Here is a 22,583-nt window from a genome sequence, read left to right as displayed (position 1 = left end):
GATTGGCCATGCATCACAGCGAGATCAAATCCGAGATACGCAAGCTGATCGCCGACGGCACGGTGCTGCCCGCGCACCCGCTCGCGCTCGACGCCAATCGCGCGCTCGACAAGAGGCATCAGCGCGCGCTGACGCGCTATTATATCGACGCCGGCGCCGGCGGCCTTGCGGTCGGCGTCCACACTACGCAATTCGCGATCCGCGAGGTCGGACTCTATCGGCCTGTGCTGGAGCTTGCCGCCGAGACGGCAGCGAACTGGACCAAGCGGCCACTGGCGATGGTCGCAGGCCTTGCCGGCGCGACGCAACAGGCGATCTCGGAAGCCCGCACCGCGCGCGATATCGGCTATCATGCCGGCCTGCTCAGCCTCGCCGCGATGAAGACCGCGTCGGAGAACGACATCATCGCGCATTGTCAGGCCGTAGCGCGCGAAATCCCGCTGGTCGGCTTCTACCTGCAGCCGGCGGTCGGCGGAGTCGTGTTGAGCGCGGATTTCTGGCGGCGCTTTGCCGCGATCGACAATGTGATCGCAATCAAGATCGCGCCGTTCAACCGCTATCGCACCCTCGACGTGCTGCGCGGCGTCACCGCGGCTGGCGCGCTCGACCGCGTCGCGCTCTATACCGGCAATGACGATCATATCCTGCTCGACCTCACACTGCCGTTCGATCTGCGCGAGAACGGCGTCACCACCCGCACCTATTTCAAGGGCGGCCTGCTTGGCCACTGGTCGGTGTGGACGCAGACGGCGATCCGGCAATTCGAGATGTGCAAAGCGGCGCGTCACAAAGATTCTGTGCCCGCCGATCTGCTCGCGCTGGACGCTCGCGTCACCGACTGCAACAGCGCGTTCTTCGATGTCGCCAACAATTTTCATGGCTGCATCGCCGGCTGTCACGAGATCCTCCGCCGCCAAGGCTTGATGGAAGGCATCCGGTGCCTTGATCCCAATGAGGGCCTCAGCCCGGGCCAGATACAGGAGATCGACCGCGTCTGCCGCGAGCACGCCGATCTCAGCGACGATGCCTTCGTCGCGGCAAATCTGGAGAAATGGCTGGCATGACGGCCGAGCCTTTCATCAGCCTGCGCAACGTTCGCAAGGTCTATCGGTCCAAGGGTGCCGAATTCCTTGCAGTCTCCGACGTCACCATGGACATCGCCGAGGGCGAGCTGGTGGCGCTGGTCGGGCCATCCGGCTGCGGCAAGACCACCGTGCTGAAGATCCTTGCCGGGCTCCACGGCGCCGATGGCGGCACGATCAAGATCGGCAACACGAAGACGCCCTTCGATCCCGCGCGCGATATCGGCATGGTGTTCCAGCAGGCGCTGCTGCTCAAATGGCGCACCATCCTGGACAACGTGCTGCTGCCGGCCGAGATCGTCGGCCTGCCGATCAAGGCGGCGCGCGAACGCGCACGCGACCTGTTGAAGCTCGTCGGCCTCGCCGGCTACGAGGACAAATATCCACAACAGCTTTCCGGTGGCATGCAGCAGCGCACCGCGATCGCGCGCGCTTTCATCCACGATCCGAAACTGATCCTGATGGACGAGCCGTTCGGCGCGCTGGATGCGCTGACGCGCGAGCAGATGAATCTCGAAATGCTCAGGATCTGGCGCGAAAGCGGCAAGACCATCATCTTCGTCACCCACAGCATCCAGGAAGCGGTGTTCCTGGGCTCCCATTGCGCCGTGCTCACCGCGGGTCCGGCGCGGATGGCGGAATATTTCCCGATCGAACTGCCCTTCCCCCGCGCGCTGCCGATCAAGACCACGGACGAATTCGGCGCCTACGCCCGGCGCATCTATGCCCGGCTCGGGCTCAGCGCCAACGCCTGATCCACCGCGCGTGGACGGCCGACGCCAAGCCGGAACGCAGAATTGCGCATACGCATCATGCAACCGCATACCTGTGGCAACCCGCGCGCGCGTAGTAGATGACCGAGAGGGCGGGATCCCGTCCTTCCGGAGAATCTGACCACAATGGACATGCTCGCGGCGAAGGCGCCGGTCGCGCCCGTCATGGACGGCTTGCCGCCAGAGCGGCGGCGGTGGGCCGTTGCCGCGATCTTCACCGCGCTTGCGATGGCTTCGCTCGACACCGCGATCGCCAATATCGCCCTGCCCGCGATCGCGACCGATCTCCAGGTCAGCCCGGCCGATGTCGTCTGGGTCGTCAACGTCTACCAGATCGCGCTGGTCGCAACCCTGTTGCCGCTCGGCGCGCTCGGGGAAATCGTCGGCCACGAGCGCATCTATCTCGGCGGCCTGCTGTTGTTCACGCTCGCCTCGCTCGGCTGCGCGCTCGCATGGTCGCTCGAGAGCCTTCTCATTGCGCGAGCGCTGCAGGGACTCGGCGCCAGCGGGCTGATGAGCGTCAACACCGCGCTTGTCCGCTACGTCTACCCGAGCAGGATGCACGGTCGCGGTTTCGGCCACAACGCGCTGGTGGTCGCGACCGCCTTCACCCTCGGGCCGACGATCGCCTCCGGCATCCTGGCGTTCGGAACCTGGCCGTGGCTGTTTGCCATCAATATCCCGTTCGGCCTGATCGCGCTGTTCATCGGGATGAAGACCTTGCCGCCGACGCCGCGCGCCGTGCATGCCTTCGACTTCGCCGGCGCAGTGCTGGCGGCGGGCTGCCTCGGTCTGTTCATCATCGGCATCGGCAGTGCGGCCCACAAGACATCGCCCGGATTGGTGCTGGTCGAGCTTGCGACAGCGGTCCTCCTCGGCTGGCTCCTGATGCATCGGCATCGGAATCATCCGGCGCCGATGCTGCCCATCGACCTGTTCCGCCGGCCGATGTTCGCCTTGTCCGCGGCGACCGCGGTCTGCGCCTTCGCGATCCAGGGCCTCGCCTTCGTTTCGCTGCCGTTCTATTTCGAGACGGTGCTGATGCGCTCGCAGGTCGAGACCGGTTTCTTCATGACGCCCTGGCCGCTGGTGGTCGGCATCATGGCACCGATCGGCGGCCGTCTGTCGGACCGCTATCCAGTTGGCATTCTCGGCGGTATCGGGTTGATCCTGCTCGGTGTCGGCATGACGCTCTTGGCGACGCTGCCCGCCTCGCCCAGCATCCCCGATATCGTCTGGCGCATGGTGATCTGCGGGGTCGGATTCGGCTTTTTCCAGACGCCTAATATGAAGGCATTGATGAGCAGCGCGCCGCCGCATCGCAGCGGCAGTGCGAGCGGCATCGTGGCAACCGCGCGCCTGACCGGGCAAACCATCGGCGCCGCCCTCGCCGCCTTCTGCTTTGCCATCGCCGGCCACGAAGGCGCCACTTACGCGCTTGCGCTCGGCGCCGGATTTGCCGCGCTCGGTAGCGCGATGAGCTTCCTGCGGCTGGCTGTCGCGCCGAAGAGCGCGTGACCCTGCGCGAGGCACAAGAGAAAAAGAACACCGCATCATCGGGTTTGTTCCGGACTCGTCGCGTACGCATTTTCTTGATTTGAATCGTTCCAGCGGCCGGGTCACACTCGCAGCGAGGTCCAGTTGGTGGAACTGGATCAAAAGGGGACTGCGATGGCTAACCTCACAATCAACGGCAAGAAAATCGAGGTCGATGTCGAGCCGGATACGCCGCTGCTCTGGGCGATTCGCGAAAACATTGGACTGACCGGCACCAAATATGGCTGCGGCATCGCGCAATGCGGCGCCTGCACCGTTCATCTCGACGGCGTGCCGATGCGCTCCTGCGGCGTACTCGTCAGTGATGCGATCGGCAAGGAGATCACAACCATCGAGGGCCTCGCCGCCGATGGCAAGCTGCACAAGGTGCAGCAGGCCTGGATCGAGCACGACGTCCCGCAATGCGGCTATTGCCAGAGCGGCATGATCATGGCGGTGGCGGCTCTGTTGAAGGACACGCCGAAACCGACCGACCAGGAGATCGACGAGGTCATCACCAATATCTGCCGTTGCGGCACCTTCGCGCAGGTGCGCGAAGCGATCCACGCTGCCGCGAACGCGTGAGGTGCCGTCATGAATCAGCACGTCACGCTCAATCGCCGCGCCTTCGTCATTGGCACCGCCGCGGCGGGTGCCGGCCTTGCACTCGGCTTCAATCTTCCGTTCGGCCCCACGGTGGCGCGCGCCGCCGATGGCTCGCCTGAGGTCAACGCCTGGGTGGTGATCCGCCCGGATGATACGGTGGTGATCCGCATCGCGCGTTCGGAGATGGGCCAGGGCTCGCTTACCGGTCTGGCGCAACTCGTCGCCGAAGAACTCGAATGCGACTGGTCGAAGGTCACGACCGAATATCCGACACCGGGCCAGAGCGCGGCACGCGGCCGGCCCTGGGGCGATTTCTCGACCGGCGGCAGCCGCGGCATCCGCGGCTCGCACGACTACGTCCGCAAGGGCGGCGCCACCGCGCGGCTGATGCTGATCCAGGCCGCCGCGAACGAGTGGAAGGTGCCCGCTTCCGAATGCTCGGCCGCGAGCAGCGTCATTACCCATCTGCCGACGGGACGGACCACGACCTACGGCAAGGTGGCGGAGGCGGCGGCAAAGCTCAGCCCACCGACCGACGTGAAGCTGAAAGATTCCAAGGACTGGAAGATCGCGGGCAAAGCGCTCAAGCGTCTCGACACCGCTGACAAGACCACCGGCGCGATGGTCTACGGCATCGACTTCAGATTGCCCGGCATGCTGAACGCCGCGATCAAGGATTGCCCGGTGTTCGGCGGCAAGCTGAAGAGCTTTGACGAGGCCAAGATCGCCAACATGAAAGGCGTGAAGAAGGTGGTGCGCGTCGGCGACAGCGCTGTTGCCGTCGTCGCCGACACCTGGTGGCACGCCAAGACCGCGCTCGATGCGCTGCCGATCGAGTGGGACGAAGGCCCGAACGCAAAGACCTCGAGCGAGACGATCAGCAAATGGCTGGCCGAAGGACTCGAGCCGTCGCAGGCGGCGTTCGTCGGCAACCAGAACGGCAATGCGATGGCAGAAATCGCGCGTGCCGCAAAGGTGGTCGAGGCGGTCTACAACTACCCCTACCAGAACCAGGCCACGATGGAGCCGATGAACGCGACCGCGCTCCATACCGGCGACAAGCTCGATGTCTGGTGTGGCACGCAGAACGGCGAAGCAGCCTTCGCGACCGCGGTGCAGGCCTCCGGCCTTCCGGCCGACAAATGCGATGTGCACAAGCTGATCCTCGGCGGCGGCTTCGGCCGGCGCGGCCAGAGCGACTATGTGCGGCAGGCGGTCTTGATCGCCAAGCAGATGCAGGGCACGCCGATCAAGCTGTTGTGGTCGCGCGAAGAGGATATGCAGCACGGCTTCTATCATCCGGTCACCCAGTGCCGGATGGTCGGCGCCTTCGATGCCGACAACAACCTGACCGCGCTGCGGATGCGGATCTCCGGCCAGTCGATCCTGGCGCGGCTGCGGCCCGAGGCGATGATCAACGGCATGGACCCCGCGACCTTTCAGGGGCTCGCGCCCAGCGGCGAAGCCGCGATCGGCTATTCGATCCCGAACCTGTTGATCGAACATGCGATGCGCAATCCGCATGTCCCACCGGGCTTTTGGCGCGGCGTCAACATCAATCCGAACACGATCTATCTCGAAAGCTTCATGGACGAGCTCGCGCATGCGGTCGGCCAGGATCCGCTCGCCTTCCGCCGCAAGCTGATGGCCGGCCATCCGAAGCATCTCGCGGTGCTCAACGCCGTTGCCGAACGGATCGGCTGGGACAAGCCTCCGCCGAAAGGCGTCTATCGTGGGCTCGCGCAGGTGATGGGCTATGGCAGCTACGTCGCCGGCGCCGCCGAGATCTCGGTGACCGACGGCAGCAAGATCAAGGTGCATCGCATCGTCGCCGCCACCGATCCCGGCTATGTCGTCAATCCGGCGCAGGTGGAACGGCAGGTCGCGGGCTCCTTCGTCTACGGCCTCTCCGCGCTGTTCTATGGCGGCTGCACCGTGAAGGACGGCCGCATCGAGCAGACCAACTTCGACACCTACAACTCGATGCGCATCAGCGAGATGCCGAAGGTGGAGACGATCCTGATGCCGAGCGGCGGCTTCTGGGGCGGCGTCGGCGAGCCGACCATCGGCGTCGCCGCGCCCGCGGTGCTGAACGCCTACTTCGCGGCGACCGGAAAACGCATCCGCTCGGTGCCGCTGCGGCAGCAGAACATCAGCTTCGCGTAGGGCGCGGCTGGTCTTGCAGTTACAACACGGCGTCGTACCGGGCGGACGACGCCGTCATTGCGAGCGTACGCGAAGCAATCCATCGCGCCGCTCGCTGAGACATGGATTGCTTCGTCGCTTCGCTCCTCGCAATGACGGGGCGAGTTCTGATTCAAATGTCAAACAGCTCTCCGCTGTCATCGTCCGCGAAGGCGGACGATCCAGTATTCCAGAGGCAGCTGAGCTTGAGCCGAGAAGCCGCCGGATACTGGATGCCCGCCTTCGCGGGCATGACGACGGAGTGTGGGGAGAGGATGTGAGTCCGCATTCTCGCGGCGTTGTTCGCCCGAGGTTTGCATCTCGTTTCACCCTCCTCGATAGCAGAGGGCGCAGGGAAAGCCGGGTGCCGGTTGCACCCGTGGGCCCCGTGCAACAGAAAGCACGGGGGTAGGACCACAGGTCAACCGAAGCAACTCCGGCTTTCCCTGCGCGATGGTTTTACGGCTTACTTCGTGCTCTTCCCGGTGACCGGGCTTTCTTGCCACCGTCGCCCGCAGATCATCTCCGCGAACTTAGCGCCAGCGTCGGGGCGCCAGAACCACACGACTTCGCCGTCCGCTGATGTCACGCTCGTCAGTCGCAACACCCGCGTCCACCGCATCTCACCGCAACGTTCGTGACGATCGCGACCCGCCCCTCTTTCGGGTGAGACGCGCGGATTAATAGTGCTGATTTGCCCGACGCGTTAAGCGATTTATTTTTCGCGCGAGGGATGGACAGACTTTTAGGTGATTTGCCCGTCGGGTTGATTTGTCGCACCCAAAGTCGCCACATCGTCATTGCGAGCGCAGCGAAGCAATCCATAGCGCCACACGCGGAGACATGGATTGCTTCGCTGCGCTCGCAATGACGGCAGCGGGTGTGGCGGATGGCAAGCTAGCGCCCTACGAATTTGCAGGGCGCTTCTTGCAGGCGAAGAACGCGGTGACCGCGAGCGGGACTGTGAGTGCGATCCATGATGTCGTGTCCCAGATGCCGTCGCCGAGCAAGGCGGACACCAGGCCAAAAGCGACGATCACCGCGATGATCGCCGGGATCAGAAAGATCTGGGTTGCCGAACGGCGGGCGTTGACCATCAGAGACGCTCCGAAATCTGCGCTGCGGGATATCGGGATTCGGCTAGAGCATTTCGGTTCTGATTGCATCAGAACGCGTTTTCTTCACGCGAACCGGTGTCCACTTCGCTCGAAAACGCTCTAGTTCACCCACCATTCTACTCCGCCGGCGGCGCATGCGGCGCTTCGACCGGTTTGCCGAAGCGGCGTTTCGCGCCTTCGCGCCAGCGCTGGAAGCTGACGTAGAGCATCGGCACCAGGAAAATGCCGATCGAGCTCGCGGCGAGCATGCCACCGAACACCGCCGTGCCGACCGCCCTGCGGCTGATCTCGGCGGCGCCGGTCGCAACCACCAGCGGCACCAGGCCGAGGATGAAGGCGATCGAGGTCATCATCACGGCGCGGAAACGCATCTGGGCACCGAGCTCCGCCGCTTGTGCGATCGGCAAACCGCCCTCGCGCTGCTCCTTGGCAAACTCGACGATCAGGATGCCGTTCTTGGCGGCGAGCGCGATCAGCACCACGAGGCCGATCTGGCCGTAGAGGTCGAGGTTCAAGCCGGCGACCTTGATCGCCGTGTACGAGCCGAGCACGCCGACCGTGACTGCCAGCAGGACCGGGATCGGAATGGTCCAGCTCTCGTAGAGCGCAACGAGGAAGAGATAGGCGAACAGCACCGCGAGCGCGAGGATGATGCCGGTCTGACCGGACGCCGCCTGCTCCTGATAGGCGGTGCCGGTCCACTCGTAGGAGTAACCGGCGGGCAATGTCGACCGCGAGAGTTCTTCCATCGCGGCGATCGCGGTTCCCGACGAGACGCCCGGCGCCGGGCTGCCGTTGATGGTGACCGAGCGGTAGTTGTTGTAGCGGGTGATGACCTGCGGTCCGGTGACGATCCTCACGCTCGCGATGGAGCGCATCGGTACCATCTCGCCGCCGCTGTTGCGGACATAGATCTGCCAGATGTCGGAGATGTCGCCGCGATTGGCAGCCTCGCCCTCCACGTTGACCTGCCAGGTGCGGCCGAACAGATTGAAGTTGTTGACGTAGATACCGCCCAGCGTCGCCTGCAGCGCGGTGAACACGTCAGCCATGTTCAGCCCGAGCGCCTGCGCCTTGGCGCGGTCGATGTCGAGATAGATCGACGGATTGGTCGCGGTGAAGGTCGAGAACACGCGCGCCAGCCGCGGATCGCGGTTGGCCGCATTGATCAGGCCGGTCATCACGCTGCCGAGCGCGGCCGGATCCTGCCCCTCCAGCGCATCGAGCTGATACTCGAAGCCCCCGGAGGTCGAAAGCCCGATGATCGGCGGCAGGTTGAACGGCAGGACATTGGCCTGCCGGATCTGCGCACCCTCGGCAAACATTCGCCGGATCGTGGCCTGCACCGAATCCGCGGCAGCCTGGCGATCGGCGAACGGCTTCATGCGCGCCACCATGAAGGCCGAGTTCGGCTCGCTCGCGCCGTCAAGCAGCGAGAAGCCGATGATCGAGAGCACGTGCTCGACCTGCGGCATGTTCTTCAAGAGCGCCTCGACCTGCTTGGTCACCTGACTGGTGCGCGCCACCGACGCGCCGTCAGGCAATTGCACCGAGATGAAGAAGGCGCCCTGATCCTCTTCGGGCAGGAAGCCCGTCGGCGTTATTCGCGACACGCCTAAAACGCCGCCGGCAAATACCAGCACCGCGACCAGCGATAATATTGCCACCCGCAGCAGCCGGCGTACCATGCCGGCATAGCGGTCGCGGACCCAGTCGATGCCGCCGAGCACGCGCCCCATGATGCCGCGCCGCGGCCCGGTATGCCGCAGGAACACGGCGCAGAGCGCCGGCGACAGCGTCAGCGCGTTCAGCGCCGAGATCACCATCGCCGCGCTGATCGTCACCGCGAACTGGCGGAACAGGGTTCCGGAGATGCCGGGGATGAACGCAATCGGCACGAACACCGATAGCAGCACCAGCGAGATCGCGATGATCGGCGCGGTGATCTGCGCCATCGCCTTCTTGGTGGCCTCCGCCGGCGACAGCTCGGGCTCGCTCTCCATCACGCGTTCGACGTTCTCGACCACGACGATGGCGTCATCAACCACGATGCCGATGGCCAGCACCATCGCGAGCAGCGACACGGTGTTGGCGGAATAGCCAAGGATCAAGAGAACCGCGAAGGTGCCGATCAGGCTGACCGGCACCGCGACCGCCGGGATCACCGTGGCGCGCAGATTGCCGAGGAATAGGAACACGACGATCACGACCAGCACGAAGGCTTCGCCGAGCGTCTTCAGCACTTCCTTGATCGTGTCGGAGACGAAGGTCGTGGAGTCGTACTGCACCAGATAGGTCAGGCCCGGGGGGAACCGTTCCGACAATCTGGAGAGCGTGGACTGCACCGCAGCGGCGGTGGTCACCGCATTGGCGCCCGGCGCAAGATAGATGCCGATCGGCACGCCAGGCTGGCCGTCGATCCGGGACTCGCTGTCCATGTTCTGGGCGCCGATCTCGACCCGGGCAACGTCGCTGATCCGCAGCACCGAGCCGTCCGGATTGGCGCGCAGCACGATATTGCCGAACTGGCTCGCCGTCGTGAGCCGCCCTTGCGTCTGCACGTTGAACTGGAACTGCTGATCGTCCGCGATCGGACGGGCGCCGATGCGACCGACCGGCGCCTGCACGCTCTGCGCCCGGATCGCCGCGATCACATCCGACGGCGCCAGATTGAGGCTGGTGAGCCGCTGCGTATCGAACCAGATTCGCATCGAGTAGTTCAGCTTCGCGAACAGCGAGGCCTGGCCGACGCCCGGCGTGCGCGAGATCGCATCGAGCACGTTGATGATGGCGTAGTTGGTGATGAACAGCGGATCCTGCTGGCCACTCTTGCTGTACAGCACGATGAACTGCAGCACCGCCGAGGATTTCTTCTGCACGACGAGGCCCTGCGCCTGCACCTCGGTCGGCAGTTGCGCGAGCGCGCTCTGGACGCGGTTGTTGACGTTGACGGTGTTGATATCAGGATTGGTGCCGAGCGCGAACGAGACGGTCAGCGTGTAGCTGCCGTCATTGCCGCTGGTCGACTTCATATAGAGCATCTTGTCGACGCCGACGACCTGGGCCTCGAGCGGCTGCGCAACGCTCGATTCCACCACCTCGGCGGAGGCGCCCGGGAAGTTGGCGGTGACGGTGACCTGTGGCGGCACGATGTCCGGGAACTGCGCCACCGGGATTTGCAGCAGCGCAAGCGCGCCCGCGATGGTGATGACCAGCGCGATGACGATGGCGAGCCGCGGACGATCGACGAAGACGGCGGAAATCATGGGCTGGTGCCCGCAGGCTTCGGACCGATCGCGCCGCTGCCCTGGCGCGTGCCGGTGTTCTCAGCCGTTTCCTTCAGGCTCGACTGGATCAGCGCACTCGCCGGCGCCGGCGCCACCGGCTGGCCGGGCCGCACCCGCTGCATTCCTTCAGCGATCACCTTCTCTCCGACTGAAAGCCCGCTCGTCACCGCGGCGATGGTCGCGGTCGACTGCCCGAGGACGATCCGCCGCTGCTCCGCCTTGTTGTCGGCCCCGAGCACGAAGACATAATCGCCCTGCTGGTCCGACAGCACGGCCGAGCGCGGGATCGCCACCACCTCGACCGGCTCCACGCCCTCGAGCAGAACGGTGACGAACTCATTGTCGGTGAGCTGGCGCACCGTGACGTTGTCTGCTGCCGACAGACGAGGCAGCACGGGATTGGGGATAATGCCGCGCAACGTGATCGTATCGGTATTCTGCGCGATCGTGTTGTTGACGAAATTGAGCTGGCCGACCTGGTCATAGAGCTTGCCGTCGGGCAGACGGACCCTGATCACCACCGCCTTGAACCCACCCAGGACCGCGTAGCGGTCGCGCAGCGCGAGGGCTTCGCGCACCGAGACCGGGAAGGTGACGTACATCGGATCCTGGCTCACGATGGTCGTGAGCACGCCCGAGCTCGGGGTCACGACGTTGCCCTCGGTCACCGCCGTGCGGCCGATCTTGCCGTCGATCGGCGAGCGGATCTGGGTGTAGTCCAGATTGATCTTCGAGAGGTCAACTTGCGCCTGGGCGGCCTGGACCTGCGCTTCCAGGCTCTGCTGGTTGGCGAGCGCGGCATCATACGTGGACTGCTGGCCGGCCGGGCCGCCGAGCAGGGCCTTGGCGCGGCCGGTCGTCAGCTTGGCGTTGACGAGCGTTGCCTGCAATTGCGCGACCTGCGCCTTCTTGGATTCAAGGTCGGCCTCGAACGGGCCGCGCTCGAGCTCGTAGAGCATATCGCCGGTCTTGACCTCGGCGCCCTCGACGAAGTCCCGCTTCTCCAGGAAGGCGGTGACGCGGGCGACCACGTTGACGCGATTGGTGGCCTCGATCCGTCCGAGGAACTCGTTGGATTGGGTGACGGGCCGCTTGACCGCCTCGATAATACCGACGGCCGGAGGTCCAGCGGCTTGCTGGGCCTCGGCAGCGGCCAGCGCGCCGAACATGACGGTTCCCAACGCGACGGCCCCGGCGAGCCGGCCCATTGTCATCCCTGCAAGATTCACTTGTTCGCGCCTTTGTCCCGTTTGATCCGGATCAATAGCATCCGCACCGGGAAAGCCAACGGTATGAACGTATGGCGAGGCGAGATCGATGCTTCGTCTATGCCCAGATCGCCGCGTCGCACCAAAATGTGATGGCGGAGGGAGGGATCCGACCGGTGGGGCTCGTTGGTAGCGAGGTGTGACCCGGCCGCTACTGGAACCAATTTTCGTCACCGGACGCTGCACAAGGCATCGAATCCGGCTTGTGGAACGATCGGCCAGCAAGCCAAGCTTGGTCGTTGCGCCATGGGGCCGGTCGCTGGGAGCTTTCGGATGGCAAAGCTCGGGATCTGTGCGGCATTTCTTCTTGCAGCCGTCGGCGCGTCAGACGCATCGGAGGCGTGGGCGGCCGACATCACGCCGACCAAAGCGCCGGTGGCCTCCTCCACGACGCCGCGTCCATGCACCGACGCCACGGACTTCGTCACGACCAACTGCCAGCTTACCTGGGAAGGCATCACGGTTTTCGGCATCATCGACACCGGCTTCGGCTGGCAAAGTCACGGTGCAACGTTCGATCCACGATCCGCGGTTGGAGCCTCCTACCTGATCCAGAAACAGAACCGGTTGGCGACATGGACGCTTGCGCCCAATGCCTTGAGCAATTCGACCATCGGCATCAAGGGAACCAGGCCGATCGGCGAGGACTTTTCCGTCGTCTTTGACCTCGATGCCGGCTTCGACCCGTATTCGCTGCGCTTCTCGAACGGACCGGGATCGATCGCGGCAAACAATGGCGTCCCGCAAAACCTGCAAACCGCCTATTCGGATTCAAGCCGGGCCGGACAGTGGTACAACGGCCAGGGCTACGTCGGCGTCAGCTCGCCCACCTATGGCACACTGACCGCTTTCCGGCAGAACTCGCTGACGCTGGATGCCGTGTTCGACTACGATCCGTTCGGCGCCTCCTACGGTTTCTCGGCAATCGGCTTCCAGGGAATCACCTGCGGCGGCGGCAATACCGAAAACTGCAGACACTCAACGTCGCTGAAGTATCGGCTCAACTTCCTCAACCACTTCCGGGCAGCGGCGCTGTGGCAGGTCGGCGGTTATGAGGAGAACAATGCCTCCAATGGAGCCTATCAATTCCAGCTCGGCGCCGACATTCCGATCCGCGGCAGCGACGTGCTCTCGGTCGATGCCATTTACAGCCATGTCAAAGATTCCGTATCGCTCGCGCTTGCGTCGGGAGCTGCAGCCAACAACGCGTTCGGGAGCCCGATCGCCCCGTTCCTGCCGCAGACACTGACGGCGACGATCTCCGACAATACCGCCGCGATGTTCGTGGCGAGATACACGGCCAAGTCACTGAAGCTGTACGCCGGCTACGAATACATTCGATACGAGGCGCCCAGCAATCCGCAGGCCGCCTTCACGGACATCGCGGGAAACTTCCTTTGCCAGGGCTGCGATGCCTTCAACAACACCAACATCAATAACGCGGCGTTCGGCGTCGGCGGGCTCGGCAACAAGACCTTTCAGGTCATGTGGGCCGGCGCGAAATACTCCCTAACCGACGATCTGGACGTGATCGGCGCCTATTATCACTACATCCAGGATTCCTTCTTTGGCACTGCCGCCGGAGGCCCCGCCTTCTGCTCCTCGAGCGAACACCCGCAATGCGCCGGGACGTTCGACGCAATTTCCACCGCGGTCGATTGGAGGTTTGCGCCGAAATGGGATACCTATGTCGGCGTGATGTTCACCCAGGTCAACGGCGGATTGGGGTTCGGCTTCTTCGAGCATAGCAACGTCGCCACTACGGCCGGGTTGCGCTTCCGCTTTTGACTGCAGCTATGCGGGCCGCTGCGACCAGCCTACCGGCGCCTCAATATCGAAATTGGCAAGCTCGTAGCCGCGCCGGAAATCGACGATGTGCTTGTCCATCCAGGACCGCGCCTCGGCGGAATTGCGGTCGCCAAGCGCCTGCAGGATCTTCTCATGGGCGAACACCAGGCGTTCGCCGGCGTTCAGGCGGGAGAACACCTTGAGGAAAGCCGGATAGAATAGCTGGCTCATCGGCTCGCGGCTGAGCTGCAGCGCGCGGTTGCGCGAGGCACGGGCGACGATCTGATGAAACTCGATGTCGAGCTCGACGAGGCTCTGCTTGTCCTCGAGCGCGGCCTTGGTCTTCTCGACATTGGCCCGCAGCGCGGCCAGCATGTCGTCGTCGATCCGCGTCGCGGCGCATTCCGCCAGCACCGGCTCGAAACATCGCATGCTTTCCCAGAGCTCGAAGAAGCTGATCTCCTGCAGCACGATTGCCGCCGTCACCTTCTCCGAAATGTCGGCCTCGCGGGGCGCGGTAACGTAGAGAAGCTTGCCGCCATCGTGACGGCGGACGAGGCCGTTCTGCTCCAGCACGCGGATCGCTTCCCGGACTGTCGAGCGGTGGACGCCAAAGTCCGCGGCGAGCGCGGTCTCCGCCGGCACCCGGTCGCCGACGGCCCACTCGCCCGACATGATCCTGGCTTCGATACTGCGCACCACCAGCCGATAGGCCGGCTCGTTTCGCTCCTGGCCGGCTCGCTCCTGGGCGGCGGCGTTGCTAAGGTCCGCTAACGACATTTTGGTCCGACAAACCCTGGAGGTTTTCGGGATCGTAGCGGAAGCGGCGGGGAGATCAACAGATTGCTATCCAAGGTCTCCCCGCGCTATCGATCGCGCGTCGCCGCCTGGGCTCGTTAATCGCCCAGAGCGAAGACCCACACGGATCCGCCCTCCGGCACCGCCTTTTCCCATCCGAACTGATCGTGCATCATGCCCTGGATGATGGCGACGTCCACACCCCAGCCGGCCACCACGGCAATGTACTGCTTGCCGTCGATGGCAAAACTGCTCGGAGGCGAGATGATTCCCGACGGGGTCGGAAACTCCCAGAGCATCTTGCCGTTCCTGGCGTCGTAAGCGCGGAAATAACGATCGTTGGTGCCGCCGGCGAAAACGATGTCACCAGCCGTCGCCAGGATGGATCCAAAATTCCACGACTTGGGGTAGGTATTGCGCCAACTCTCCTTGCCGCCATCGACGCTCCATGCCTGAATCCCGCCGATGTATGGGAAGTCTTTTTCGATAACGAGCTTGATGTCGGTGACCTCCACGCCGGCGGACCATTGCCCCGGCGCAACCGGCTGAATGATGCCCGTAAACTTCATGCAGTGATTGTCGTTGAAGGGCACGTAAAGCATGCCGGTATTCGGACTATAGGCCTCATACGGCCAGTCCTTTCCGCCCCACAGACTCGGGCAGTAGGTTGCGGTCTTACCGGTGCCGGGCTTTGCATCCTCGTTATAGGTCGGACGCCCTGTCTTTGGATCGACGCTCTTGAACACATTGTTCTTCACGTAGGGCACCGACTTCTTGTACTCGATGCGGCCGTTGGCGTCGCGATCAAGCCAGAACATGTACCCGTTTCGCTGCGCCGAGATCAGGCCCGGCACCTTTTGACCGTCCCGATTGAAATCGACCAGCGTGGGCGCGTTCATGCCGGCCCAGTCCCACGAGTCGTTCCAGTGATACTGGAAGTGACCCTTGATCGTGCCGTCGTTGGGATTCATCGAAAGCACTGAGGCAAGGTACAGATTGTCCCCAGGACGCTGATCGCCAAGCCAGGGGGCGCCATTGCCAACGCCCCAATAGAGGACGTCGTTCTTTGCATCGTAGTTACCCGGCATCCACATCGTGCCGCCGCCATTCTTCCACGAGTCCTTCCAGCGTCCATCTTGCGGCCATGTCTCCGAACCCGGCTCACCGGGGGCCGGAACGCTGTAACGCGTCCAGAGCTCCTTGCCAGTCTCGGCGTCGAACGCCTTCAGGAAACCGCGGACGCCGAACTCGCCGCCGGATGGTCCGACCATCACCTTGCCATTCACGACCAACGGCGCCGAGGTGATGTAAGCGTTTCCGGTCTTCCAATCGCAGACTTGAGACTCCCAGATTTTCTTGCCGGTCTTGGCGTCAAGGGCAGCCAGCATGCAGTCGACGCTGGCGATGTAGACCTTGTTACCCCACAACGCGACGCCTCGATTGGTCATATGAAGGGCGCCGAATCCTTCCGGCAGCTCCCGTCGATATCGCCACAGCAGCTCTCCTGTCTTCGAGTCGAAAGCCAGCACCTGGTTGTGTGGTGTCGCCACGAACATATAGCGCCCGTTGACGATAGCCGGCGCCTCGTGACCCGAGCCGACATTGGTTGCGGCGGACCAAACCGGCCTGAGCTTGGATACGTTGCTCGCATTGATCTGGTTGAGAGGACTGTAGCTCCATCCGGCGTAGTTGCCTTTTGTCAGCAGCCAATTTTCGGGCTCCGGATTGACTAGTCGCTCATGCGTGACGGGCTTGTAGTCACCCGGCCCCTGGGCGGCGCATATATTGGGAACGACAGCCAAGCCGAGCGCACTGATTGCCACCAGTATCCTCATCGACGTTTCCTCCCTGATGCACGACGATTGCAATTGACTCAGCAGCGAGTGACTCCGCAGCGAGCCCTTTATCGTTGTTGTCCCACTGCGCCGGAAAATCCGCCGGCGACCCTGAGCTCGCCCTCTTCCAGCTTGAGCGGCAGTGCCGCCAGCCGCCGCGGCGCCGGCCCTCCGACGACCTCTGCATTGTTTCGCGGATCAAAAATCGAGCCATGGCATTTGCATGCGAGATTCTTCTCTGTCTGATCCAACCCGGTGACCGGGCAGCCGTAGTGCGTACAGATCGCGGAGAACGCAACGATTCCGTCAGCCGCGCGGCTGCGATCGGATTCTGCAATCTCGTTTGGATCAACGCGAACAAGGACGATCATATTTGACGCGCGAGGCGTCCCGGACGCTGTGCGAAACAGGATCCATCGGGAAAGCGAGAGTTGGCGGCGCTCCAACGGTCAAGTCAGCGGGTCCGATTATTTGCTCGCGGCGCTCGCCGGACATGAAGACGAGATGGTCTCCCGGCTGGGGACGCACTGCGCGCGCGGCAGCCGCATCAGCTCGCGCAGGCAGAGTGTCAAGAGAGGGCAACGTCAGTGCAAGACCGCAGAGGAGAAGAGCGCGACGTTCAATGATGAGATTGCAGGAATCACAGGATCGGGTGTCAGAGTCTTTCACGCTCATTGCGCCCATCCAATTGCCGAGCGACCATGAAACTGTCGCTTCAATCTCTCGACACCAGAAATTTGGATTGTTCGAAGCCCTCAAACCGCTCGCGTTGCGATCGGTCAGGAATCCTTGAGGCCATCCCTTGCGATATTCTTTGTTCTTGTTCAATGGTCTTCGTAAACTTCGGCGCAGTCAATCCCGATCACGCGTGAATAAGAAGTCGTCCCATCGGGAATTCTGTCTGGTGTTGACTGGGAAAAGCTCCCGACTTCGAAGCGTCCAAATCCTACTGCGCGCGAAGACTGCAAACGTCGTTTTGACAAGCAAGCGGATTCGCGGCCGCCACTTCAGATCAATTGACATCCAATCTAAGCCCGACGCGCGAACTCGCGGTCGCGCAATTCGCGGCGGCGGATCTTGCCGGTGATCGTCATCGGAAGCTCGGCGATGTACTCGACCGCGCGCGGATATTTGTAAGGCGCGGTGACCGACTTGACGTGGTCCTGCAATTCGCGTGTCAGCTCCGGCGACGGCGCATGGCCCTGCCGCAGCACGACGAACGCCTTCACGATCTCGCCGCGCTCGGCATCGGGACTGCCGACCACCGCGCACATCTGCACCGCCGGATGTTCGGCCAGCGCGTTCTCGACCTCGATCGGCCCGATGCGATATCCGGCTGAATTGATGACATCGTCCGAGCGGCCGCGATACCAGAGATAGCCGTCGGCATCCTTCTCCGCGCGATCGCTGGTCAGGAACCAGCGGCCATCGGGACCGTCGACGAAACACGCCGCGGTGCGCTCCGCATCCTTCCAGTAGCCGAGCATCAATTGTGGGCTCGGCATCTTCAGCGCGAGATCGCCTTCCTGCCCTGGCGGCAAGCGGTTGCCGCCCGCGTCGATCACATCAAGGTCGGAGCCCGGCGACGGGCGTCCCATCGAGCCATAATGGACCGGCTCGGTTGGATAGTTCAGCGCGACCATCAGGGCTTCGGTCTGCCCATAGGCTTCATCGATGCGAATGCCGGTCGCCGCCTCCCAGCGCTCGGCGACGACGGGGTTCATGGCTTCGCCAGCGGTGACGACGCGACGCAGGCGGCCGAGATCGCTGCGTGCGCGGACTTCGCCAACGACCCGCGACAGCTCCGTGCCTGGCGCGCAATAGACGGTGACCTGGTGCTTGCGCAGGAATTCGAGCCGATCCTTCGGCACGAAAGGGCCGTCGAAAAAGAACGCACAGGCGCCGCAGCTCAGCGGCCCGAAGATGATGCTCGTGCCCGCCTTGCTCCAGCCGGTGTCGGCCGTGCACCAGATCACCTCGCCGGGACGCAGATCGAGCCAGTAGATTGCCGAGACCCGCCACGCATAGATCGCGCGCGCGGCGTGGACGACGGCCTTCGGATGGCCGGTCGAGCCAGACGTGTAATACATGATCGCCGGATCCTCGGCCCTGACGATCGCCGGCTCGATCGTCTCCGAAGCGCGCGACACTTCGCTGTTCCAATCGAGCCAGCCGGATATCTCGCCGAGCGCGATCCGCACCGGGATCAGCTTCTCCACGGATGCGAACTTCGCGGTCTGCTCGGGACGGCAGATCGCCGCCTTGGCCTCGGCATTGGCAACGCGATATTCGATATCGCGCGCCGTCAGCATCTCGATGCAGGGGATCGGCACCGCGCCGATCTTCATCGCCGCAATCAGCGCGATGAACCATTCAGGCAACCGCGGCAGCATGACGATGACGCGGTCGCCCTTCTCCACGCCGTTCGCCCGCAGCACATTCGCAAGCCGGTTCGATAGCAGCGACAGATCGGAATATTTGTAACGCCGGGTCTCGCCCGCGGCGTTCTCCCAGATCAGTGCCGGGCCATCCTGCTCGCGGGCGCGGCGATCGATGATGTCGGTACCGAAATTGAAGGTCTCGGGCACCTGCCAGCGGAAATTGGCGCGCAAGCTTTCATAGCCTTCAACCGCAGGCTCCTTGGGTGGTGACCAGATATCCCGCATCAAGTCCTCCCTGTTCGCGCATTCTGCGCTTGTTGTTCTGTTCTGCGGCGGCTCTTAGTGCCGCCTATCTCACGCCGTGGGTCACGATCCGCCGTCCGATCGCCCAGCGGTGCACTTCCGACGGACCGTCATAGATACGGAAGGCGCGGACGTCGCGATAAAACCGCTCGACCACCGTGTCGCGCGTGGTGCCGAGCCCGCCGAGGATCTGCAGCGAGCGGTCGGCGACGCGCGCGATCGCTTCCGAGCAGATCACCTTAGCCATCGAGCTCTCGGTCGAGGCCCGCTCGCCTTTGTCGAGCAGCCACGCCGTGTGCCAGATCGTCAGTTGCGCCTGGTGGATATCCATCGCGTTGTCGGCCAGCATGAACGAGACTCCTTCGTGCTCCCCAAGCGGTTTGCCAAATGCGGTGCGACGCCGCGCGTACTCGGTTGCGATCTCCTGAGCGCGGATCGCTGCGCCGAGCCAGCGCATGCAATGCGTGAGCCGCGCCGGCGCAAGGCGAACCTGGGCGTGGCGAAAACCCTGCCCGATCTCGCCGAGCACGGCGTCCGCCGGCACGCGAAGTCCGTTGAAGCGGACCACCGCGTGCCCGCCGACAAAGGAGGAATCGATGGTGTCGAGCGTGCGCTCGATCGTAATCGCAGGATCGGACATGTCGGCGAGGAACATGGTGGCTGCTCCCTCCATTCCGCCGCCGCTCGTCTTCGCCATGATGATCGCAAACGCCGCGCCCTCGGCGCCGGTGATCAGCCATTTCTCCCCGTCGATGACCCAGTCATTGCCGTCGCGCCGCGCCGTGGTCTGCAACTGGCCGGGATCGGAGCCCGCGCCGGGCGCGGGCTCCGTCATGCAGAAGCAGGAACGGGCTTCGCCGGTCGCGAGCGGCTTCAAATAGCGCTCGCGCTGGTCCGGCCGCGCCACGACATCAAGCAGATGAATGTTGCCCTCATCGGGCGCGGCGCAGTGCAGCGCCACCGGGCCAAGCATCGAATAGCCGGCGGCGGTGAACACGGCGGCGCGGCCGATATGCGACAGATGCCGGCCGCCATATTCCGCCGGCGCGTGCGGTGCGAATACGCCGGCCTGGCGCGCGAGCGCATTGAGCTCGCGCCGCAGCTCATCGGTCGGTCCATGGGAGGTCCAGCGCTCGTCCTTCTCGAACGGAACGACTGTATCCTTGACGAAGGCCCTGACGCGATCGGCCAGTTCGGACACGCGCGGCGGCAGCAAAAAGTTCATGTCGAGCAGTTTCCTCGTTCGGTTCCGGTGGCGGCGTCGCGCGCGACCAGAAGAATGTCTTCGCCAAGGCGGGCGAAGTCGGCGTAGCGATTGTCCTTCACCGCGCCATTGACCCATTGCCGGTGCAGTTGCAGGAACACGATCCCGAGCTTGAACAGCGCGAGCACGCGCATCGCTGGCAGGTCGTCGATATCAAGTCCGGTCAGGACGGCGCAGTCTCCGCGGCGGACAACAATCCTGGATCTCCCAGCGGCGACGGATCACCAATCACGCGCCTCGCCTCCCCATCCGAACAACAAAGCTGGAGTTATCGCCCGCCGCCGCCCCGATGGCGCGAGAGCAATTATTGTCGGACCAAAACTAGCCTCGCACACCTGGGCTTGCAACTGTCGACAGCGACGCCGATCGAGCGGCAATCTCCGATCGGCAACTAATGCATTGTAATTTATTGTTATTTCTCATCAACCGCGTGGGAAGCCAAATGCGCGCGGGTTCCTATCTGTCCGACAATAATGGCTAGCTCAAGCGTCCCAGACGCTGAAACGATGACGGTACGCCGTCGGGCTGATCCCTGTGAGCTTCCGGAAGCGGGATCGGAAGGTAACCGCGGATTCGAAACCGACCGAGCTTGCAATCCGATCGATCGAAGCTTCGCGGGTCTCGAGCAGCTCCTGCGCCCGGCGAATGCGCATCTTGAGCAGCCATTGCAGCGGCGTCGTTCCGGTCTGCTCCTGGAAGCGTCGCGCGAGCGTCCTCGGACTCATGCGCGCCCGATCGGCCAGCGTCTGAACCGTGATCGTGCGGTCGAGATTGGCGCTCATCCAGTCGAGCAGCGAGGTCAGACTGGCAGCGGATTTCGGCGGTTCGTGCCGGATGAACTGCGATTGGCCGCCGTCCCTGACCAAGGGAGCAACGGCAAGGCACGCGGCGTCGGCCGCAACGGCCTGGCCATGGTCGCGGCGGAGCAGATGCAGGCACATGTCCATTCCGGCCGCAGCGCCGGCAGAGGTGATCAGCCGCCCCTCGTCCACGAACAGGACGTTGGGATCGACCTGGATGCGGGGATAGCGCCGCGCCAACTCGCCTGCACAAATCCAGTGCGTCGTGGCCCGGCGTCCATCCAGGAGGCCGGTTGCCGCCAGGACAAACGCTCCCGAACAGATCGACGCCAATCTCGCGCCGCGCTCCCAGGCAGACTGAAGCGCCTCAAGCACAGCCGAGGAGATCGGAGCGGTCGGATCTTCCAGTCCCGGCACCAGGATCGTATCGGCCGACGCGAGCTCCTTAAGGCCCCACTCCGTCTGCAGCGTGAAATTCTTCGACCGAACTTCGGTCCCCTCGCCGCACACGCGGACGCTGTAGCCGGCCACCCCGGATGCGGCACTCGCCCGCCCGAACACCTCGCACGGGACCGACAGGTCGAACGGCACGAAGCCATCCATCGCGAGAACCGAAACTCTGTGCATGGTCACCTCAGAGCAAGCATCTTCCGAGCCGAACATAGCCGAAGCACGGCTTGGCAGGAAATGATCGCAGGTTGTCATTTCAGTCGCTCACGGTGTGCGCGAGGCATTGTCTATGCATGCCGCCAGTCTCGAAAGCGGGAAGGCGCGCGTGTCCAACGATTGCGAATCGACGCAGTTACGATGGCTCGGGATCCTGTCGGTCCTCGAGGCGACAACGCTGGTCCTGCTTGTCGCGGTGGCCGTGCCGCTCAAGCATATCGCCGGCTGGAACGTCGCCGTCCATGTCATGGGGCCGGTCCACGGCCTCGCGTTTCTCAGCTATTGCTGGGCCGCGATCCAGGCGGTCGCGGAAGGTGGCTGGAGCCGAGCGGAGGCGGCGCGGCTGTTTGCGACCGCGTTCATCCCGTTCGCCGGCTTTGCCAACCTGCGCTTCATTGCGCGAAAGTCCGAGGCTTTGCGCACCGGTGCGCTCCAATGAGCCTTGCTGCGCTCTACCCATGGCTCAAGGCATTGCATGTCGCGAGCGCCTTCCTTTTTGTGGCCGGCACCTTCACCACCTCGATGGCACTGGCAGCGGAGCGCGCGAATCCGGGATCGGTCGAGCCCGTCGCGAGTTTTCTGGCCAGATCGGAACGCTGGCTGACCACGCCGGCCATGCTGCTGGTCTGGGCTTTCGGCTTGACGCTGGCGGTCACGGCCGGGTGGTTTTCCAGCACGTGGCTGCAAGTCAAGTTGGCCTTTGTCGTTCTGCTGTCGGCCGGGCATGGAATCCAGTCAGGCCAGCTCCGGCGTCTTGTCAGGAAGAAAGCAGTAGAGCCCCGGACAATGCTGCCCCTGATCCTTGTCTCCCTGCTCGCGGTGGTCGTCTTGGCCGTGGTCAAGCCCTAGCCGGCGTCAATGCAGGCCGACTGACGACTCATGCTTGGCGGAGCG

Annotated in this window: 19 protein-coding genes; 8 read left to right on the top strand and 11 right to left on the bottom strand. The window is 63.8% G+C overall.

Translation table 11 applies throughout. The features are described 5' to 3' along the window. The first annotated feature begins 8 nt into the window (after positions 1 to 8). The 5 genes from ACVJGD_RS43750 (at position 9) to ACVJGD_RS43730 (ending at position 6,163) form a co-directional block, all read left to right on the top strand. Positions 9 to 1,064 (top strand): dihydrodipicolinate synthase family protein, encoded by a 1,056-nt coding sequence (locus ACVJGD_RS43750; RefSeq protein WP_456639878.1) that lies wholly within the window; start codon positions 9 to 11, stop codon positions 1,062 to 1,064. Further along, on the top strand, positions 1,052 to 1,837 hold the full coding sequence (locus tag ACVJGD_RS43745) for an ABC transporter ATP-binding protein (RefSeq protein ID WP_456639877.1): 786 nt from the start codon (positions 1,052 to 1,054) through the stop codon (positions 1,835 to 1,837). The genes ACVJGD_RS43750 and ACVJGD_RS43745 overlap by 13 nt, the downstream gene beginning before the upstream one ends. A 144-nt stretch (positions 1,838 to 1,981) precedes the next feature. Next, complete coding sequence (locus ACVJGD_RS43740) at positions 1,982 to 3,373, top strand: MFS transporter (protein WP_456639876.1); 1,392 nt, start codon at positions 1,982 to 1,984, stop codon at positions 3,371 to 3,373. Between the two features lie 153 nt (positions 3,374 to 3,526). Further along, entirely contained in the window at positions 3,527 to 3,976 is a 450-nt protein-coding gene (locus tag ACVJGD_RS43735) for a (2Fe-2S)-binding protein (RefSeq protein WP_456639875.1), read from the top strand. 9 nt (positions 3,977 to 3,985) lie between these two features. Beyond that, complete coding sequence (locus ACVJGD_RS43730) at positions 3,986 to 6,163, top strand: molybdopterin cofactor-binding domain-containing protein (protein WP_456639874.1); 2,178 nt, start codon at positions 3,986 to 3,988, stop codon at positions 6,161 to 6,163. Between the two features lie 923 nt (positions 6,164 to 7,086). Here ACVJGD_RS43730 and ACVJGD_RS43725 read toward each other — a convergent pair. The 3 genes from ACVJGD_RS43725 to ACVJGD_RS43715 form a co-directional block, all read right to left on the bottom strand. Beyond that, positions 7,087 to 7,278 carry a hypothetical protein gene (locus tag ACVJGD_RS43725; RefSeq protein WP_456639873.1) on the bottom strand — a complete coding sequence of 64 codons (192 nt, stop codon included), beginning with the start codon at positions 7,276 to 7,278 and terminating at the stop codon, positions 7,087 to 7,089. A 137-nt stretch (positions 7,279 to 7,415) separates the two neighbouring features. Then, entirely contained in the window at positions 7,416 to 10,565 is a 3,150-nt protein-coding gene (locus ACVJGD_RS43720) for an efflux RND transporter permease subunit (RefSeq protein ID WP_456639872.1), read from the bottom strand. Next, positions 10,562 to 11,815 (bottom strand): efflux RND transporter periplasmic adaptor subunit, encoded by a 1,254-nt coding sequence (locus ACVJGD_RS43715; RefSeq protein ID WP_456639871.1) that lies wholly within the window; start codon positions 11,813 to 11,815, stop codon positions 10,562 to 10,564. Before ACVJGD_RS43715 ends, ACVJGD_RS43720 begins: the two co-directional genes overlap by 4 nt. Positions 11,816 to 12,127: 312 nt before the next feature. Between ACVJGD_RS43715 and ACVJGD_RS43710 the strand changes: the two genes are divergently transcribed. Continuing rightward, a complete protein-coding gene (locus ACVJGD_RS43710) occupies positions 12,128 to 13,642 on the top strand; it encodes a porin (protein WP_456639870.1) in 1,515 nt (504 codons plus the stop codon). A gap of 6 nt (positions 13,643 to 13,648) precedes the next feature. Here ACVJGD_RS43710 and ACVJGD_RS43705 read toward each other — a convergent pair whose 3' ends face one another. The 8 genes from ACVJGD_RS43705 to ACVJGD_RS43670 form a co-directional block, all read right to left on the bottom strand. Continuing rightward, positions 13,649 to 14,422, bottom strand: a complete 774-nt coding sequence (locus ACVJGD_RS43705) for a FadR/GntR family transcriptional regulator (protein WP_456639869.1) — start codon at positions 14,420 to 14,422, stop codon at positions 13,649 to 13,651. Between the two features lie 116 nt (positions 14,423 to 14,538). Then, the gene (locus tag ACVJGD_RS43700; RefSeq protein ID WP_456639868.1) at positions 14,539 to 16,275 is read right to left on the bottom strand and encodes a PQQ-dependent dehydrogenase, methanol/ethanol family; all 1,737 of its coding nucleotides are present in this window, start codon (positions 16,273 to 16,275) and stop codon (positions 14,539 to 14,541) included. A gap of 68 nt (positions 16,276 to 16,343) precedes the next feature. Next, complete coding sequence (locus ACVJGD_RS43695; protein WP_456639867.1) at positions 16,344 to 16,646, bottom strand: QcrA and Rieske domain-containing protein; 303 nt, start codon at positions 16,644 to 16,646, stop codon at positions 16,344 to 16,346. After that, a complete protein-coding gene (locus ACVJGD_RS43690) occupies positions 16,624 to 17,103 on the bottom strand; it encodes a hypothetical protein (protein ID WP_456639866.1) in 480 nt (159 codons plus the stop codon). The genes ACVJGD_RS43695 and ACVJGD_RS43690 overlap by 23 nt, the downstream gene beginning before the upstream one ends. Before the next feature lie 200 nt (positions 17,104 to 17,303). After that, positions 17,304 to 18,941: an acyl-CoA synthetase gene (locus ACVJGD_RS43685; protein WP_456639865.1), complete on the bottom strand. Its 1,638-nt coding sequence runs from the start codon at positions 18,939 to 18,941 to the stop codon at positions 17,304 to 17,306. A 64-nt stretch (positions 18,942 to 19,005) separates the two neighbouring features. Next, positions 19,006 to 20,184, bottom strand: coding sequence for an acyl-CoA dehydrogenase family protein (locus tag ACVJGD_RS43680; RefSeq protein ID WP_456639864.1), 1,179 nt, complete (start codon positions 20,182 to 20,184; stop codon positions 19,006 to 19,008). Then, complete coding sequence (locus ACVJGD_RS43675) at positions 20,181 to 20,357, bottom strand: hypothetical protein (RefSeq protein ID WP_456639863.1); 177 nt, start codon at positions 20,355 to 20,357, stop codon at positions 20,181 to 20,183. Before ACVJGD_RS43675 ends, ACVJGD_RS43680 begins: the two co-directional genes overlap by 4 nt. Positions 20,358 to 20,705: 348 nt before the next feature. Then, a complete protein-coding gene (locus tag ACVJGD_RS43670) occupies positions 20,706 to 21,650 on the bottom strand; it encodes a GlxA family transcriptional regulator (protein WP_456639862.1) in 945 nt (314 codons plus the stop codon). Between the two features lie 148 nt (positions 21,651 to 21,798). Between ACVJGD_RS43670 and ACVJGD_RS43665 the strand changes: the two genes are divergently transcribed. Together ACVJGD_RS43665 and ACVJGD_RS43660 are read left to right on the top strand one after the other, a co-directional pair. Then, the gene (locus ACVJGD_RS43665; RefSeq protein ID WP_456639861.1) at positions 21,799 to 22,128 is read left to right on the top strand and encodes a DUF3817 domain-containing protein; all 330 of its coding nucleotides are present in this window, start codon (positions 21,799 to 21,801) and stop codon (positions 22,126 to 22,128) included. Then, complete coding sequence (locus ACVJGD_RS43660; protein WP_456639860.1) at positions 22,125 to 22,538, top strand: CopD family protein; 414 nt, start codon at positions 22,125 to 22,127, stop codon at positions 22,536 to 22,538. The genes ACVJGD_RS43665 and ACVJGD_RS43660 overlap by 4 nt, the downstream gene beginning before the upstream one ends. The last annotated feature ends 45 nt before the right edge of the window (positions 22,539 to 22,583 follow it).

It is taken from the genome of Bradyrhizobium sp. USDA 10063 (assembly GCF_054063735.1).
The sequence above is the reverse complement of the archived record's forward strand: the minus strand, read 5'-3'. Positions and strand labels throughout refer to the sequence as shown.

Bases quoted from the DNA above. Each gene is read 5' to 3' on its own strand.
- ACVJGD_RS43685 (WP_456639865.1), bottom strand. From the start codon at position 18,941: ATGCGGGATATCTGGTCACCACCCAAGGAGCCTGCGGTTGAAGGCTAT.
- ACVJGD_RS43705 (WP_456639869.1), bottom strand. From the start codon at position 14,422: ATGTCGTTAGCGGACCTTAGCAACGCCGCCGCCCAGGAGCGAGCCGGC.
- ACVJGD_RS43745 (WP_456639877.1), top strand. From the start codon at position 1,052: ATGGCTGGCATGACGGCCGAGCCTTTCATCAGCCTGCGCAACGTTCGC.
- ACVJGD_RS43695 (WP_456639867.1), bottom strand. From the start codon at position 16,646: ATGATCGTCCTTGTTCGCGTTGATCCAAACGAGATTGCAGAATCCGAT.
- ACVJGD_RS43725 (WP_456639873.1), bottom strand. From the start codon at position 7,278: ATGGTCAACGCCCGCCGTTCGGCAACCCAGATCTTTCTGATCCCGGCG.
- ACVJGD_RS43675 (WP_456639863.1), bottom strand. From the start codon at position 20,357: ATGCGCGTGCTCGCGCTGTTCAAGCTCGGGATCGTGTTCCTGCAACTG.
- ACVJGD_RS43660 (WP_456639860.1), top strand. From the start codon at position 22,125: ATGAGCCTTGCTGCGCTCTACCCATGGCTCAAGGCATTGCATGTCGCG.
- ACVJGD_RS43735 (WP_456639875.1), top strand. From the start codon at position 3,527: ATGGCTAACCTCACAATCAACGGCAAGAAAATCGAGGTCGATGTCGAG.
- ACVJGD_RS43750 (WP_456639878.1), top strand. From the start codon at position 9: ATGCATCACAGCGAGATCAAATCCGAGATACGCAAGCTGATCGCCGAC.
- ACVJGD_RS43670 (WP_456639862.1), bottom strand. From the start codon at position 21,650: ATGCACAGAGTTTCGGTTCTCGCGATGGATGGCTTCGTGCCGTTCGAC.
- ACVJGD_RS43720 (WP_456639872.1), bottom strand. From the start codon at position 10,565: ATGATTTCCGCCGTCTTCGTCGATCGTCCGCGGCTCGCCATCGTCATC.
- ACVJGD_RS43740 (WP_456639876.1), top strand. From the start codon at position 1,982: ATGGACATGCTCGCGGCGAAGGCGCCGGTCGCGCCCGTCATGGACGGC.
- ACVJGD_RS43700 (WP_456639868.1), bottom strand. From the start codon at position 16,275: ATGAGGATACTGGTGGCAATCAGTGCGCTCGGCTTGGCTGTCGTTCCC.
- ACVJGD_RS43710 (WP_456639870.1), top strand. From the start codon at position 12,128: ATGGCAAAGCTCGGGATCTGTGCGGCATTTCTTCTTGCAGCCGTCGGC.
- ACVJGD_RS43730 (WP_456639874.1), top strand. From the start codon at position 3,986: ATGAATCAGCACGTCACGCTCAATCGCCGCGCCTTCGTCATTGGCACC.
- ACVJGD_RS43680 (WP_456639864.1), bottom strand. From the start codon at position 20,184: ATGAACTTTTTGCTGCCGCCGCGCGTGTCCGAACTGGCCGATCGCGTC.